19 protein-coding genes and 1 tRNA gene are annotated in these 15,005 nt (G+C 65.9%); 6 read left to right on the top strand and 14 right to left on the bottom strand.

The window, feature by feature from the left end; genetic code table 11:
• The 4 genes from rplK to Q9K01_RS02140 all read right to left on the bottom strand — a co-directional run bounded on the left by rplK (position 1) and on the right by Q9K01_RS02140 (position 1,979).
• Positions 1-432 carry a 50S ribosomal protein L11 gene (rplK, locus tag Q9K01_RS02155; RefSeq protein ID WP_305928565.1) on the bottom strand — a complete coding sequence of 144 codons (432 nt, stop codon included), beginning with the start codon at positions 430-432 and terminating at the stop codon, positions 1-3.
• Positions 433-620: 188 nt separating this feature from the next.
• On the bottom strand, positions 621-1,115 hold the full coding sequence (locus Q9K01_RS02150; protein ID WP_305928564.1) for a hypothetical protein: 495 nt from the start codon (positions 1,113-1,115) through the stop codon (positions 621-623).
• Positions 1,102-1,593 (bottom strand): hypothetical protein, encoded by a 492-nt coding sequence (locus Q9K01_RS02145; RefSeq protein ID WP_305928563.1) that lies wholly within the window; start codon positions 1,591-1,593, stop codon positions 1,102-1,104. The genes Q9K01_RS02150 and Q9K01_RS02145 overlap by 14 nt, the downstream gene beginning before the upstream one ends.
• 47 nt (positions 1,594-1,640) lie before the next feature.
• Positions 1,641-1,979, bottom strand: coding sequence for a hypothetical protein (locus tag Q9K01_RS02140; protein WP_305928562.1), 339 nt, complete (start codon positions 1,977-1,979; stop codon positions 1,641-1,643).
• Between the two features lie 297 nt (positions 1,980-2,276).
• Between Q9K01_RS02140 and Q9K01_RS02135 the strand changes: the two genes are divergently transcribed.
• From Q9K01_RS02135 to Q9K01_RS02125, 3 genes are all read left to right on the top strand, one after another.
• Positions 2,277-2,489, top strand: a complete 213-nt coding sequence (locus tag Q9K01_RS02135) for a cold-shock protein (RefSeq protein WP_305928561.1) — start codon at positions 2,277-2,279, stop codon at positions 2,487-2,489.
• A 155-nt stretch (positions 2,490-2,644) separates the two neighbouring features.
• Entirely contained in the window at positions 2,645-2,899 is a 255-nt protein-coding gene (locus Q9K01_RS02130; RefSeq protein WP_305928560.1) for a hypothetical protein, read from the top strand.
• A gap of 297 nt (positions 2,900-3,196) precedes the next feature.
• The gene (locus Q9K01_RS02125) at positions 3,197-4,360 is read left to right on the top strand and encodes a sensor histidine kinase (protein WP_305928559.1); all 1,164 of its coding nucleotides are present in this window, start codon (positions 3,197-3,199) and stop codon (positions 4,358-4,360) included.
• A gap of 62 nt (positions 4,361-4,422) precedes the next feature.
• Here Q9K01_RS02125 and nusG read toward each other — a convergent pair whose 3' ends face one another.
• Complete coding sequence (nusG, locus tag Q9K01_RS02120; RefSeq protein WP_305928558.1) at positions 4,423-4,959, bottom strand: transcription termination/antitermination protein NusG; 537 nt, start codon at positions 4,957-4,959, stop codon at positions 4,423-4,425.
• A 62-nt stretch (positions 4,960-5,021) separates the two neighbouring features.
• Positions 5,022-5,228, bottom strand: coding sequence for a preprotein translocase subunit SecE (gene secE / locus Q9K01_RS02115; protein WP_305928557.1), 207 nt, complete (start codon positions 5,226-5,228; stop codon positions 5,022-5,024).
• Positions 5,229-5,516: 288 nt separating this feature from the next.
• Here secE and Q9K01_RS02110 point away from each other — a divergent pair, with 288 nt between their 5' ends.
• Positions 5,517-7,049, top strand: coding sequence for an alanine/glycine:cation symporter family protein (locus tag Q9K01_RS02110; RefSeq protein WP_305928556.1), 1,533 nt, complete (start codon positions 5,517-5,519; stop codon positions 7,047-7,049).
• A 125-nt stretch (positions 7,050-7,174) separates the two neighbouring features.
• On the opposite strand, the gene Q9K01_RS02105 is transcribed toward Q9K01_RS02110, so the two are convergent.
• From Q9K01_RS02105 to Q9K01_RS02095, 3 genes are all read right to left on the bottom strand, one after another.
• Positions 7,175-7,324: a hypothetical protein gene (locus tag Q9K01_RS02105; protein ID WP_305928555.1), complete on the bottom strand. Its 150-nt coding sequence runs from the start codon at positions 7,322-7,324 to the stop codon at positions 7,175-7,177.
• Between the two features lie 47 nt (positions 7,325-7,371).
• Positions 7,372-8,523, bottom strand: coding sequence for a glycosyltransferase family 87 protein (locus Q9K01_RS02100; RefSeq protein WP_305928554.1), 1,152 nt, complete (start codon positions 8,521-8,523; stop codon positions 7,372-7,374).
• Positions 8,524-8,652: 129 nt separating this feature from the next.
• Positions 8,653-8,728, bottom strand: a tRNA-Trp gene (locus Q9K01_RS02095).
• A gap of 96 nt (positions 8,729-8,824) precedes the next feature.
• Between Q9K01_RS02095 and aat the strand changes: the two genes are divergently transcribed.
• Entirely contained in the window at positions 8,825-9,550 is a 726-nt protein-coding gene (aat, locus tag Q9K01_RS02090; RefSeq protein ID WP_305928553.1) for a leucyl/phenylalanyl-tRNA--protein transferase, read from the top strand.
• Here aat and Q9K01_RS02085 read toward each other — a convergent pair.
• From Q9K01_RS02085 to Q9K01_RS02070, 4 genes are read right to left on the bottom strand one after another with little or no spacing between them, the layout of a single operon-like run.
• Positions 9,472-9,996 (bottom strand): DUF2155 domain-containing protein, encoded by a 525-nt coding sequence (locus Q9K01_RS02085; RefSeq protein ID WP_305929157.1) that lies wholly within the window; start codon positions 9,994-9,996, stop codon positions 9,472-9,474. The genes aat and Q9K01_RS02085 overlap by 79 nt on opposite strands.
• 7 nt (positions 9,997-10,003) lie before the next feature.
• Positions 10,004-10,402 (bottom strand): NADH:ubiquinone oxidoreductase subunit NDUFA12, encoded by a 399-nt coding sequence (locus tag Q9K01_RS02080; RefSeq protein WP_305928552.1) that lies wholly within the window; start codon positions 10,400-10,402, stop codon positions 10,004-10,006.
• Positions 10,403-10,450: 48 nt separating this feature from the next.
• Positions 10,451-10,933, bottom strand: a complete 483-nt coding sequence (locus Q9K01_RS02075) for a DUF192 domain-containing protein (RefSeq protein ID WP_305928551.1) — start codon at positions 10,931-10,933, stop codon at positions 10,451-10,453.
• Positions 10,930-11,544, bottom strand: a complete 615-nt coding sequence (locus tag Q9K01_RS02070; RefSeq protein ID WP_305928550.1) for a regulatory protein RecX — start codon at positions 11,542-11,544, stop codon at positions 10,930-10,932. The genes Q9K01_RS02075 and Q9K01_RS02070 overlap by 4 nt, the downstream gene beginning before the upstream one ends.
• Before the next feature lie 129 nt (positions 11,545-11,673).
• On the opposite strand from Q9K01_RS02070, the gene Q9K01_RS02065 reads away from it, so the two are divergent.
• Complete coding sequence (locus tag Q9K01_RS02065; RefSeq protein ID WP_305928549.1) at positions 11,674-13,425, top strand: fatty acyl-AMP ligase; 1,752 nt, start codon at positions 11,674-11,676, stop codon at positions 13,423-13,425.
• Between the two features lie 13 nt (positions 13,426-13,438).
• Here Q9K01_RS02065 and Q9K01_RS02060 read toward each other — a convergent pair whose 3' ends face one another.
• The gene (locus Q9K01_RS02060) at positions 13,439-14,983 is read right to left on the bottom strand and encodes a DUF389 domain-containing protein (protein ID WP_305928548.1); all 1,545 of its coding nucleotides are present in this window, start codon (positions 14,981-14,983) and stop codon (positions 13,439-13,441) included.
• Positions 14,984-15,005: the final 22 nt, after the last annotated feature.

The following is a 15,005-nucleotide window of genomic DNA, read 5'->3' as shown; positions in this document are numbered from 1 at the left end:
TCAGCCCTCCACCACTTCGAGGCCCATCGAACGGGCGCTGCCGCTGATGATCTTGATGGCCTGGTCGATATCGTTCGCGTTGAGGTCGGCCATCTTGGTCTCGGCGATTTCCTTGACCTGGCTCGATTTGATGGTCCCGGCGGAAACCTTGCCCGGCTCCTTGGAACCCGACTTCAGCTTGGCGGCCTTCTTCAGCAGGAAGCTGGCGGGCGGGGTCTTGGTGATGAAGGTGAAGCTGCGATCCGCATAGACCGTGATCTTGGTCGGGATCGGAGCGCCCTTCTCGAGCTCCTGCGTGGCGGCGTTGAACGCCTTGCAGAATTCCATGATGTTGACGCCGCGCTGACCCAGCGCGGGGCCGATCGGCGGAGACGGGTTGGCGGCGCCGGCGGGCACCTGAAGGTTGATGTAACCTTCGATCTTCTTGGCCATTGTGGCCTCCTTTTCTCACTGTCGCCCGCAGTGGTTACACGGCAGGCTCATGGTAAGCGGTTGAGCGATCCGGCTGACCGGACCTCCCGCGGATTCCCGAACTGTTGCTTGGGAGGCGCGCCGGTAGCGGGAAACGGGGGGATTTGCAAGGGTTGGGTGGGGCCTAGAGCCCCCGCTTTTGAGAGAGGCTATCGTGCCTTCCGCTTCTCTCGGTGCTTGGCATCGTAACCCATCCACTGGATGAAGATTTTCACTACCCTAAAAAAAGCGAGTAGCGCAGTTACGGCTAAAGCGAGCCACAGCGCATCAATCGCCTGAAGCCTCCAAATGCCGCCATTCTTAGTGGCCATGTAGGGAAGGCTAAGAGCAGCTGACAACGAGCCGAGAAGCAACGCTTCGACCACGTACCGCTTAAACTCTCTGAACACTGATGTGCGGAAAATCCGCTCGATAAAGCCACCGCCGGGCGCAATTGCTAGAACGAACACGGAAAACAGAAATGCCGTGAGGGTGACCATCACGTCAAAATTAGCTGAAACTAACTCCGCCGAGCCGAAACCCATAGAGCGTACATACGCACGACCAGCTTCATGCCACACGGTGGCGGCTACGAACACCGCAGCTCCTAGACCGTATGGGTAAAGCCGTTCGAACCACAGTTCGGCGCGTTCATCCCATGCCATAATACCTCTCAAGATAGTCAATGTGGGCCGCGAAACAATCGTGGAGGAACCTTATCCGCTCGTTGTAAGACTGATCGGCATCTAATTCGGTCAGATCAATTTCTTCTCGTTCTCGCAGTACGTCATCGAGAAAATCGATCGCCGTGCTTCCCCGGTCGTCCTCGTCCTCTCCAGACACAGAGAGGGCCGTAACTTCGTAGTTCGGATCACCTCCAAGGAGGGTTTCGATTGCCCCACGAATTGCGCCCTTCTCCAACCCATCCTCGGCTCCGCCAGAATACATGCTGATATGAACCGTGGGCGCGTGAGTCATATCGTGGAGGCGTTTGCTCGCGCTGCTGACAGCTCCAGCTACGCCGCCAATATCGGCAGGGTCGGCAATCGCCGAGAGCCCCACAGAAAATCGAGAAATGGTCTTCCGTCCGAACTTGGCCCAGCTATCTTCGTCAGCGGTCGGCGGTGCTACGTATCTAGCCAAGGGATCGTTCCGCTTAAGGTAGCGGAGGAACCGAGAAACCGTCATTCCTATGCGGTTTTTTCCGCCAGAAGAACGTGCATTCTCTTATGATAGCGGAAGACCATGCTGTGGCCCTGTGACTGCGCTCGGCTGCGCTGCAGTCCTTCAGGAAAAGCCTCTGGTGGGATGTTGGACGTTTGGACACGAACGACTTCTCCCTCGATCCAGTCTCCCTGTTCGGTGAATCTCTCGATACGGATTCGTGTATCATCCGCAGAAAGCTCAAGTTCCCTCTCGCCTGGCTCTTCCCCCAATTCCCAAACCGCGCGAACAGCATCCTCAAAATCTGGTGCCGTAGCTGTCCGCTTCTCAATCCCGAAAAAGTGCGCCCAAACAACTGTATCCATGTACCTCCCCCCAACAGAATGCGGAAGCTATGGCGCGCGGCACAGGGTGTCAAAGTCTTACGCAGGCGAAGGGACATTCCTCTAAACGGGTTTCATTAGGTAATCCCGGCCACCTGTGCCATAAGGCTCGGGCAGAAGTCGAAAGTTGCGACACTCCGAAGTTGACGACCGCCGCATGCTCTCACGAGCCCCGGCGTAAACCAGGCGACGATTCCCTTTCATCTGACGACCAGACGCACGGCCCGATCGGCACTTCCGCCGCCCGGGCAAACCAAGGTTTCCTGAAAGGAATCTCCCATGGCCAAGACTGGCACCGTTAAATTCTTCAACGCCGACAAGGGCTACGGCTTCATCCAGCCCGACGACGGCTCGGCCGACAGCTTCGTTCACATCTCGGCCGTCCAGGCTGCCGGCATGCAGACGCTCGACAAGGAACAGCGTCTGAACTTCGAAGTCGAGCAGGGCCGCAACGGCAAGGAAAGCGCCGTGAACCTCTCGCCCGCCGATTGATTCGCGACACCGCCTGCGCGCCGCATTCGCATCAGCGAGTGCGGCGCGCGGCACTTTTGCGGGACGCCTGACGCACCGACGCCGAGCCAGCCGATACCGAGCCGGCCGAGGCATCCGGTCAGATCCCGCCCCCCACTCCCCAGGAGCCCGACGCGATGAGCCAGACCTTCGAATTCTATCACGCCCGCGCCGAGGAATCCGCAAGCGAAGCCCAGGCCGCGCAGCTGGACAACGTCCGCGATCGCGCGCTGCGCTCCGAAGCCACCTGGCGCGGCCTCGCCGAACAGGCGCGCAAGGTCGCCGAAGACCGGGTCAAGGCCGAGCACGAACGCTCGCTCAAGCGCGCCGCCGAAGCCGAAGCGCTCGCGCGGATCGATGCCGATGCGCTCGAGGACCAGACCGCCCATTGAGCCGGGCGGTGCAGGCCCGGTCGACCGGGCGCGCCGCCATTTCGCTTCCATCCGGCCGATCTGCCGCGCCGATCCGCCGTACCGGTCCGCCGTGCCGGAGCGTTACGCCGCGCCCGAACGCCGGCAGCGCAGCGGTACCGCGCGGTTAACCAACTGTCATTCCGCTACTATCCCGGCCATTCGCGTTCGGCTAAGCTGCGCGACGATCTGAGATAAGCCAGTCGAACAACAACCGGTTGTCGGGGCCCGCCTGATCGGGCAGCGGGGCGCTGTTCGCGCCCCTTTCGGAGTCTGCGCATGAGCCATTTTTCCGATATCTGGCAATATATGCCGCATGGCATGTGCCTGCTGTGGCAACCGTGGCTGGTGGTGCTGTGGGCCGGGTCCGACCTGCTGATCTTCCTGTCCTATTCGGCGATCCCGATCGCGCTGCTGACCGTGCTCAAGCGCCGCAAGGATGTGCCGCATCGCGGGCTGGTGATGCTGTTCGCCTCCTTCATCCTGCTGTGCGGGATCACCCATGCGCTCTCCATGGTGACGCTGTGGGTCCCGATCTATCCGCAGGTCGGGCTGTTCAAGCTGGCGACCGGGGTGGTGTCCTGCATCACCGCGGTGGTGCTGTTCCGGTTGATCCCGACGCTGGTCGCGCTGCCCTCCCCCGCCGACATGGCCGCCGCCAACGAGCGGCTGCGCGGCGAGATCGAGGCGCACAAGGCGACGCTCGCCTCGCTCGAGGAGACGGTCGAGGCGCGCACCGCCGAGCTCAGCCGGCTCAACGCCACGCTGGCGGTGCAGGCGCGCGAGGCGATCCACCGCAGCAGCAATCTGCTCGCGGTGGTGGCCTCGATCGCGCAGCAAAGCGCGCGCTCGGCCACCACCAAGGACGATTTCCTCGAAGCGCTGCAGGGCCGCATCTGGGCGCTGGCCGACGCCACCCGCACCGTGATCGAGGGCGGCGACGGGCCCGCGGGCGATGTCGAGACCGTGGTCCTCACCCAGCTCGACAAGCTGCTCCCCAATATCCGCACCCGCGTGACGATCGCCGGCCCGGCGCTGGCGATCGGCTCCGAAGCCGCGCAGCAATTGAGCCTGGCGCTGCACGAGCTGGCCACCAATGCGCAGAAATACAGCCTCGGCCCGGCGGAGCAGGCGCGGGTGGATGTTTCCTGGTCCTTCGAGGAAGCGGCAGAGCCCGGGGACGGCACGTTCCGGCTGGTCTGGCGCGAGCATGGCGCCGGTCCGACGGCGGAGGAGGAGGCTTCGCAGGCGCGCGGCTTCGGCACCAAGCTGCTGACGCGGGTGATCCCGGCCATGCTGCGCGGCAGTGCGACGCGCGAGTTCACCGCCGACGGGCTGGTCTACCGGATCGAGGCGCCGCTGTCGGCGATCCGTCCGGAACCTGTCCAAGGCGGCGAACCGTGGCGCGCGGCCGAGATCGTCGACCGGACGTTCGGATTGTAACGAGTCGCCTGCCAGTCGCCTGCTAGCGGGCCGGCTGGTAGGGCCGGTCCGCAGCGGGCGGCTTACTTGCTCAGTTCGACCTGCTCGAAATCGAGCTCCACCGGAGTGGCGCGGCCGAAGATCGAGACGCCGACCTTGACCTTCTGCTTGTCGAAATCGAGTTCCTCGACCAGCCCGTTGAAGCTGGCGAAGGGGCCGTCGAGCACCTTGACCTGATCGCCGATCTCGTAATCGACCGAGATCTGCTGCTTGGGAGCGGACTTGGCTTCTTCCACCCCGCCGAAATAGCGCGCCGCCTCTTTTTCCGAGATCGGCTGCGGCTTGTTGTCATTGCCCAGGAAGCCGGTGACCTTGGGGGTGTTCTTGACGAGGTGATAGACGTCGTCGGTCATCTGCAGCTTGGCGAGCACGTAGCCCGGCATGAACTTGCGCTCGGTCTGGACCTTCTTGCCGCGCTTGACCTCGGTGATGGTCTCGGTGGGAACCTGGACGTCCTCGACGCCGTCGGACAGGCCGAGCCGTTCGGCTTCCGAGATGATCGAATCGCGAACCTTGTTCTCGAAGCCCGAATAAGCGTGGATGATGTACCAGCGTGCCATGGATTACCTTGTCGAAGAGTGACCTGTCGCGCGAGGAACGCGGCGATGGAGGGAAAGCGCGATCAGCCCAGCGTCAGCAGCCAGGCGACCACCGCACCGAACAGCGAGTCGATCCCGAGGAAGAACACCGAGAGGATGATCACCATGATGAACACGAAGATCGCGGTGCGCACGGTCTCCTGCCGGGTCGGCCAGACGACCTTGCTGGTCTCGGCGCGAACCTGGTTCACGAATTCTGCCGGCGATGTCTTCTTGGTCTTCTCGGCCATCCGGGACGCCCTCATCTGCGATCGAAACTGTCTGCCTTCCGGGATGGGGGCAGCGCCGCCCCGTTTCAAGTCGGGAGGGGCATAACCGGGCCATCGATGTCGGAAGACGTTCTGGCGTCTAGGGCCATGCGCCCGCGAATGCAAGCGCGCCGCGGTGCGCCGGCGATCGGGCGCGGGAAAGCGCGGCCAAGGGGCGGTTAGGGGCTGGTTTTTGCCGCCTCGCGGCGATAGCGTGCGCCGCTTCGAACACTGGCCCGGGAGCAGGGGGCCGAAAATGGGGGTGCCTTGATGGCCGCTAGCGATACCGGGTCGTTCTCTTTGATCGACCGCGTCACCAATATTTCCGACTTCATCTGGGGAGGCACCTGGAACGGGGTCGAGGTGATCCCCTTCCCGCCGATGACGCTGGTCCTGCTGGGGATCGGGCTGTGGATCATGGTGGGCCTGCGGTTCTACCCGCTGGTCAAGCTGGGCAGCGCCTTCGCCGGCCTGTTCAAGAGCCGCAAGGGTGCCGGCGCGGGCGAGATCTCGCCCTTCGCCGCGCTCTCGACCGCGCTTTCGGGCCAGGTCGGCACCGGCAATCTGGCGGGCGTCGCCACCGCGATCGCGCTGGGTGGCCCCGGCGCGATCTTCTGGATGTGGGTGACCGCGATCTTCGGCATGGCATTGGGCTTTGCGGAAGGCAGCCTCGCGATCCGCTACCGCGAGAAGACCTCCGACGGGGTCTATCGCGGCGGGCCGATGACCTACATCATGATGGGGCTGGGGCCGAAATGGACCTGGCTCGCGATCCTGTTCTGCCTCGGCACGCTGTTCAGCGCGCTGGTGACGGGCAATTCGATCCAGGCGAACGAGGTCGCCAGCGGGCTCAACGAGCTGTTCGGGTGGGAACGCTGGCTGGGCGGGCTGGTGATCGCGATCGCGGTGTTCGTGGTCATCATCGGCGGCATCAAGTCGATCGGCAGCGTCGCCGAGAAGGTCGTGCCGTTCATGGCGGGCGCCTATATCGTGATGGCGGTGATCGCGCTGATCCTCAATTTCGGCGATCTTCCCGAGACCTTCGGGCGCATTTTCTCGGGCGCCTTCAACCTCCAGAGCGCCAGCGGCGGCTTTGCCGGGGCGGCGATCATCCTCGCCATCCGCGCGGGCGTGGCGCGCGGGCTGTTCTCCAACGAGAGCGGCCAGGGCTCCACCCCGATCGCGCATGCCGTGGCGCAGACCGACGATCCCGAACAGCAGGGCCGCATGGCGATGCTGGGCACCTTCATCGACACCATGGTGATCTGCACCATGACCGCGCTGGTCATCCTGACCGTGCAGGGCGACTTCACCTACCAGGGCCAGGCGGTCGCGCATGTCTGGCAATCCGATCTGGGGACCACCGCGCAAAGCGGCTTCGTCACCACCTCGGGCGCCTTTGCCGCGGCTTTCCCCTACGAGATCGCCTCGATCCCGCTGGGCACGCTGGTCGCCTCGGTGGCGCTGATCCTGTTCGTGTTCACCACGCTCCTGACGTGGAGCTACTACGGCGAACGCGCGATCACCTTCCTCTACGACCGCGTTCCGGGCTCGACTCGCGGCGGCGAGAAGATGCTTCACATCGGCTGGCGGGTGATCTGGTGCATCGCGATCTACATCGGTGCGACCCAGCCTTCGCAGCTGGTCTGGCGGCTGGGCGACATCTCCAACGCCGCGATGGCGCTGCCCAACCTGCTGGCGCTGGCACTGCTTTCGGGCGTGGTGTTCAAGCTGTCGCGCGGCGATCGCACCGCGGGCAAGGACTTCCATCGCGAAACCCCGGAAGAGCCCGAGGAATATTGAGCGACGATGCCGATGCTATAGACGGCCTGCCGACAAGCGTGGGCCTACAAACAGAGGGGCCGGAAGCGTCACGCTTCCGGCCCCTTTGCTGTGTGTCGCAATCCTGGTCGGGTGATTGCGCCGGCTCAGCGCATTCCGAACAGCCGCTCCAGAAAGCTCGGGGGGTCGAGCGGCTGGATGCGGCCGTGGATCTGGCGACGCAGGCTGGTATCGCTCGCGCCCCTGGGCATGGTCCAGCGATCCGGACTGCTGCTGCGATAGGTCGAGTGCGTCATGGCTGCTTCCTTTCGAACGGGTTTCCCGGTCCTCGGTCTGCAACCCATCAGCGCCCGCTCGGGTTCCCACGACTCCAGACCAGCGCCAGCAGCGCGGCCGAGGCCAGCGGCATGAGGTTCGCTCCCAGCGGCAGCGCCAGCGCGCGACTGGCGAAGGGGGCGAAATAGAGCAGCACCAGTCCCAGCTTTTCATAGGGGCGGAAACCCTCGGCCAGCCCTTCGCGCACGAGCCACAGCGTCGGCACGATCAGGAACGGCAGATCGTAATTGAACAGATAGGGCGGCGCGAGCGCGGCAGCGGCGAGCACCGCAGCCGCCGAACCCGGCGCATCCCCGGCAAAGCGCCGCCAGGCGAGCAGCGCGAAGCCGACCGTCGCCAGCGCCAGCGCCGCTCCGGCGATCATCGCCGCCGGCTCGCCCGCGATCAGCCGGACCTGCGAATAGAGGCTCGCCATCCGCAGGAAGAAGTCGGCCCGGGTCACTTCCATCAGCGCCGCGCTCGCCTGCCAGCTGTCGGGATAGGCGAGCATGGTGCGCGTACCGAACACCGCCCAGCTCGCCAGCACCAGTCCCGCCGCGCTTGCTCCCGCCGCCACGAACACGCGCCAGCGCCGCCCCGCCGCCAGCCAGAACGGCAGCAGCAGCGCGAGATGCGGTTTGATCACCAGCGCGCCGATCGCCGCCCCCGACGCCAGCGGACGGCGATCGAGCTGCGTCGCCGCGAACACCAGCAGCGCGCCGGTCAGCAGGCCGGTCTGCGCATGGGTCGCCGCGATCAGCGCCCCGGGATAGACCAGCACCAGCGGCCACAGCCGCGGAAACGCGCGGACGCTCGCCCATGCCCAGGCCGCGAAAGTGAGCGCCACCCAGACCGGCCAGGCCAGCGGATAGGGCAGCACGCCCAGCGGCGTGGCGGCGAACAGGAAGGGCGGCGGATTGACGAAGGCGAACCAGCCGAGTGATCCGGTGGCGGTCTGCACCCGCTGCTGAACCGCAAGGTCGTAGGCGCTGGCCGGGTCGCCGCCCGCGCTTACCCGCCCCGCACCCCAGAAGGCGAGAAAATCGCTGCCCGTCGGTCCGGTCGCTTCGACATAGGCGGCGACCAGCAGCGCCGCCGCAGCGACGCCGACAATCACGGCATAGGCCCGCACCCGGCCCGAATCCAGCCAGCGCGCCTCGCGCAGGGCCTCGATTCCCATGGTCAGCCAGCACCTCCCCAATTGCGCGCGATAACCGCTCCGCGCGAGACTATGCGGATAGCGCGCAGCGACAAGGTTGCAAACCGGCGCGAGACCGGGAGCGTGCTAAGGCGAGGGATCGGCAGGAAATGGCAGGGGTGTGCGGACTCGAACCGCAGGCCCTCGGTTTTGGAGACCGATGCTCTACCAACTGAGCTACACCCCTGCAGCCGGTCGCGGCACGTAGCCCCGGCGGCGCGCAATGGCAAGGTTTTGGTTATTCCGGGAGGTATTTTGCCCGCACCCCTGCTAGGGAGCCGCAATGCACGCGCCGCCGCCCGATTCCGCTGCCGTGACGGCGCCGATCCCGACCCAGCTGCTGCTGCGCGCCTATCGCGCGGGCGTGTTCCCGATGGCGGATTACCGCGAGGACGAGGAGGTCTATTGGGTCGAGCCGCGCGAGCGGGCGATCATCCCGCTCGAAGGGTTTCACGCCTCCAGGAGCCTGCGCAAGCTGATCCGCAGCGAACGTTTCGCGGTGACTCTGGATGGCGATTTCGACGCGGTGATCGACGCCTGCGCCCAGCCCCGCGAGGAGCATGCCGAAAGCTGGATCAGCCTCAGGATCGAGGCGAGCTACCGCGCGCTGCACCGCGCCGGACACGCCCACTCGGTCGAGTGCCGGCTGGATGGCGAGCTGGTCGGCGGGCTCTACGGGGTCGCGTTCGACCGGGTGTTCTGCGGCGAAAGCATGTTCAGCCGCGCGGACAATGCCAGCAAGGTGGCGCTCGCCTGGCTGGTCGCCTGCATGAAAGCGGCGGGTTATCGCCTGCTCGACTGCCAGTTCATGACCGGCCATCTCGCCTCGCTGGGCGCGGTGGCGATCCCGCAGGCGCGCTATCTGGAGCTGCTTGCCGCAGCGCGCGGTAAGCCCGGGTGCAGCCTTCCCGAGGCCTGGCAGTCTTTCGTTCAGGCTTCGGGAGCGGACTGCGTCTCGGCGCCCTCGCCCGGGAATTCCATCGTGCAATCCTTGACCCAGACATCGTAGATCGGGTGTTCGACGACGTTGACGCTGGGCGCGTTCTCGAACAGCCAGCCCGAGAAGATCTTGCGGAAATTTTCTTCGGAGCCGCGCTCGAGCACCAGCACCTGGACGAAGGCTCCGACTTCCTGCGGCAGTTCCCACGGCGCGGTGCGCTCGCAGGTCTGCAGCCGCACGATCACATCGCCCACCCGGCGCGATTCGCCCGGCGACATTTCCAGCTCCTGCGAGACGTTGTTGCGCTTGTTGAGCAGGCCGATCGTCGCCACCCGCTCGGCCAGCGGGGTGCCGAGCTGCGCCTCCTCGGCGATCTCGGGCGAAGCCGGGGCTGAATCGCGCAAGCTTTCCGGAATGGCGGTGGCGACCGGTTCGGGCTCGGGCGGCTCTTCGGTGCAGGCGGCCAGCAGCAGGGCGGAACCCAGCAGCAGCGACACGGGCGCGAGGATGCGCATCACGCGATCAGGCGTCCGGCGACCAGGCTTCGTAATCGCCCGTCGCGCGGGCCCGCTTGCCGCCCCGCTCGAGCGCGCCGGCCGGGCGATAGGCGCCCGCAGTCCCGGTGGCGTTGGGCGAAAAATCGGCTTCCCAGATCTTCGCGGGAGGGAGGTGGCTTTCGGGCACATCGTCGAAGGAGCCGTGGAGCCAGCCGTGCCATTCGCTGGGCACGCGGCTGGCATCGTTGGCGCCGTTGTAGATCACCCAGCGACGCTCGCGGCCATCGCCATGCTTCTGCTTGGCACGGTAATAGCTGTTGCCCTGCGCGTCGGTGCCGACCTTGATGCCCTTGCGGGCAGTGTGCAGCGAGGTGCCGATGGTGGCGCCGTTCCACCAAGTGAAGATTTTCGCAAGGATGCCCATGGGCCGGCGGTTAGCCGATTTGCCCCGTATCGCCAAGCATATGTGTGGCTACCATTCGACCAGATCGCCCACTTCGATGCCGAGTTCCTCGGCGCGGCCGCCGCGCAATTCGAGCACTCCGCTGGTGACGCCGGTCGAATAGAGCGAATCGAGCGAATAGGGCGTGGTCATGGGGTGGATGTTGAGGATGCGGCCGTCCTCGCCGATATAGATGATGTCGAGCGGGAGCGGGGTGTTCTTCATCCAGAAGCTGCGCACCTGCGGCGGGGTGGACGGGAAGATCATGCCTTCGCTATCGCCCAGCTCGGTGCGGAACATCAGTCCGCGCTGCTGCGCCTCGGGCGATGCCGCCAGTTCGACGGCGAAGCGATGCACGGTGTCGCCGCTGGTCACGGTCAGCGGAATCACCTCCAGCCCGGAGACCGGGTGGACGCTCGCGACCGCGGCCGCGCTCGGGGTCGCCTCGGCCGCCGGCTGCGGCGAGCAGGCGGCGAGCAGCGCGCAGACGGCCAGTGCGGCAATGCGGCTCATTCCTGATAGTCCTCCCGGGCCTCTGCGACCCATTGCGCGAGATCGTCCGGCGCCGAAGCATCGAGTACCCGGCGCGCGTGGTCGAAATCATGGCCCGCGCGGACCATCGCCGCAAGCTGCTTTTCGCGTATCTTGTGTGCGTCCTCGCCCGTCGGAGCCTGACCAGCGGCAAAGGGTCCGAAGCGCCGCTTGCGCGCCAGCGCCAGCGCGGCGGCGCGGCGTTCGGCCTCCTCGGGAGCGACATCCGCGCGCAGATCTTCGGCGATGCCCGCCTGCATCAGCTGCTGCGATACCCGCCGCGCGCCGTAGCCGCGCCGCAGCAGATCGGCGCTGCGCATCCGCGCATAGCCCGCATCGTCGACATAGCCATGCGCGACGAAGCGCTCGATCAGCGCCTCGAGATCGGGCGGCGGCGCGTCCTCTTCCGCTTCCGGGTCCCCTTCCCCGGCCCAGCCGCGCTCGCGCAGCTTGCGCTTCAAATAGGTCCGCAGTTTGCCCGCGGTGGTCGCGAAGCGCGCGACATAGGCCAGCGCCAGCTCTTCCAGCCGCGCCGGATCGAGCGGTCGGGGCGAGCGCGCTCGCGCCTTCTGGGGACGTTTGCCATGGTCCATTTGCCATAATGGTGCCACACTCGTTATCGAATGGGAAAGTTTATCGCGGCGCGCCGAACGACGCCGCGTTGCCGGGGGTTCACAAGGGATGCCGCAAGGCCCTGACTTTTCACGGAAACCATAGCGCTTATGAGTGACGACGCACTGACGCCGACGCCGAACACCTGCGACCTGCCGCGCCGGCGGTCGGACTTCGCCACCTTCAACGAGGCGATCGACTACGCCGCGCGCAGTGCGAAGGGTCTCAATTTTCACGATATGCGCGGGACGCTGATCCACGCTTATCCCTTCTCCGAAATGCGCAGCGACGCGCTCGAGGCGGCACGCCGGCTGGTGGCGATGGGGATCGGCAAGGACGACCGGGTGGCGCTGATCGCCGAGACCGGGCCCGAATTCGCCGCGCTGTTCTGCGGCTGCGTCTATGCCGGAGCCTGGCCCGTGCCGCTGCCGCTGCCGACCACCTTCGGGGGCAAGGAAAGCTATATCGACCAGCTCGCGGTGCAACTCGAAAGCAGCGACCCCAAGATGCTGCTCTATCCCGGCGAGATCGCCGGGATGGCCAAGGCCGGCGCCGACCGGCAGGGCTGCCTGGGCGAAAGCTGGGACGAATTCGCCGCCCGCCCGGCGCCCGAATGCGCACTGCCCGAGGCGAGTCCCGACGATATCTGCTATCTGCAATATTCCTCCGGTTCGACGCGCTTCCCAACCGGCGTGGCGGTGACGCACCGCGCGCTGCTGCACAATCTGCGCGGCCACGCGACCTCGATGCAGGTCCAGTCCAGCGACCGCGTGGTGAGCTGGCTGCCGTGGTATCACGACATGGGGCTGGTCGGATGCTTCCTCTCGCTGATCGCCAACCAGATGTCGGTCGACTACCTGCGCACCGAGCATTTCGCGCGCCGCCCGCTCGCCTGGCTCGATCTGATCAGCCGCAACCAGGGCCAGACGCTCAGCTATTCGCCCACCTTCGGCTACGACATCTGCGCCCGGCGCATCTCCAGCCAGAGCCATGTCGAGGACCGCTTCGACCTGTCGCGCTGGCGCATCGCGGGCAATGGCGCGGACATGATCCGGCCCGATGTGATGCAAAGCTTCGTCAACGCCTTTGCCAAGGCCGGGTTCAAGGCCTCCGCCTTCACCCCCAGCTACGGGCTGGCCGAATCCACCCTTGCGGTCACCGTGATGCCGCCGGGCGAGGGCATCCGCGTCGAACTGGTCGAGGAGGAACGCCTCTCTGGCCGACCGCGCGATCTGCGCCGGCCCGCCCGCTACCGCGCCATCGTCAATTGCGGCAAGCCGATCGCCGGGATGGAGGTGGAAATCCGCGGCGAAGACGGATCGCGCCGCGCCGATCACCAGATCGGCAAGGTCTGGTGCCGCGGCGAAAGCGTGATGCATTCCTACTTTCGCAACCGCGAAGCGACCGAGGAATGTCTGGTCCCGAGCGAAGATGGCACCGGGGCCTGGCTCGATACCGGCGACATGGGTTATATGGCCGATGGCTATCTGTTCATCGTCGGACGGGCGAAGGACATGATCATCATCAACGGCAAGAACCACTGGCCGCAGGATATCGAATGGGCGGTCGAGCAATTGCCCGGCTTCAACCATGGCGACATCGCCGCCTTCGCGGTGGAGACCGAGAACGGCGACGAGACGCCTGCGGTGCTGGTCCATTGCCGCGTCTCGGACCCCGAGGAGCGGATCAAGCTGCGCGACCAGATCGCCGACAAGGTTCGCGGCGTCACCGGCATGAACTGCGTCGTCGAACTGGTCCCGCCGCGCACGCTGCCGCGCACCAGCTCGGGCAAGCTCAGCCGCGCCAAGGCCAAGAAGCTGTATCTGGCGGGCGAAATCCAGCCGCTCGACATCGCCGCCTGAGCCAGGCCCTGCGCTAGTCCTCGGCGTCGGTGTCCCAGCGCGCCTGCATCACCGGACCGCCGATTTGCAATTGCGGTTCGAGATCCAGTTCGCCGAGGACGGCGGCGGCGATCTCGCGGGTCTCGGGACTTCCGCCCTGCAGCGCGACGGGCAATCCCCGCCGCTGCGCCGCCCAGGCCACCAGCTCGAGATTTTCGAGCCCCGCCGGGGCCAACTCGCCATCGGCAAAGGGAATCGCCGGCAGCGCCGACAGCGGCGGGATCAGTTCCACCGCCCAATCGGGATAATCCTCCGTAATCCGCTCCTCGATCGCGCGATAGGTCGCCAGCCCGGCGCCCTCGAGCCTGCCTGCGCGGACCACGGCGCGCCGGTTCTCGCGGTCGACGACCACCGACCGGTCATCCGCGTCGGCAATCAGCGCGAGGCTCTTCCCCAATTCGCGCGCCGCCTCGACGTCGTCGCGTCTCTCACGTGCTCGGGCGGCGGCGATTTCCGCGGCTTCCGCCTCGAGTTCGGTCCCGACGAGGAATTGCGTCAGATCGAGCAGAACCGGCTTGCCCAGCAGCACCGAAAGCGATTCCTCGCTCTCGCGTTCGGCGACCCGGCTGGTCTCGGGCGTCAGCACGGTGGCATCGACCGTGATCGGGTCGGAATCGAGATCGAAATCGATTTCCGAGATCCGGACATCGGACTCGAAGCTTGCGACCAAACTCGCGCGGATCTGCCGCGCCGCATTGGTTTCCCACACGATCTGCCGCAGCGAGAAAAACAGCGGGGTCGCCAGAGCGACGAAGATCACCACGATCATCACCGTCTGCCAATTGGTCTGGCGTTCCGAGAGAGTGTGGCTGAACCCGTAGAGCCTGGCCATCAGCGTCGCCACCAGCGCGATGGTCATCAGATTGGTGATGTAGAGCAGGCCGGCGCCCCAGAACACGGTCCAGTTCATCGTCGCCAGTCCGAACCCGACCGCTGCCAGCGGCGGCATCAGCGCGGTCGCGATGGCCACCCCGACGATGGTGCCCTCGCGCCCGCGGATCATGGCATAGGCACCCGCAAGCGCCGAAAACACCGCCACCCCGAGATCGAACAGGTTGGGCTGCGTGCGGGCGGCGATCTCGGGGGTGATCGTCTGCAGCGGCGAGACGAACACGATCAGCGCGGTCAGGCCGACGCCCAGCGCCGTCCCCGCCAGCAGCGCCCGGACCGAGCCGGCCAGCCAGCGGTAATCGCCGATGGCGAGCGCGAAGCCCGCGCCGATGATTGGTCCGATCAGCGGAGCGATCAGCATCGCGCCGATCACCACGGCCGGAGACGACAGCAACATGCCGAGAATCGCGATCCCCGCCGACATCGAGAGCATGAACAGATAGCGCGGCGAGGTGTAGGCTTCCTCCCGCCGTCGGGCGATGACCTCGGGTCGATCGACGGTCTCGATCACCGAAATCCGCCACCAGCGACGGAACACCTCGATCGAGCGCGCCAGCGAGACGCCGAAATCCTCGTCGTCGTCGGGGCGGCTGGCGACCGGTCGGCGCTTCGCCGCTTTGTCCGTCACTTGCGCATCTGCGTGCATCCGG

The sequence above is a fragment of the Qipengyuania benthica genome, assembly GCF_030717865.1.
Taxonomy (GTDB): domain Bacteria; phylum Pseudomonadota; class Alphaproteobacteria; order Sphingomonadales; family Sphingomonadaceae; genus Qipengyuania; species Qipengyuania benthica.
This window is presented reverse-complemented; position numbering and strand designations above follow the sequence as displayed.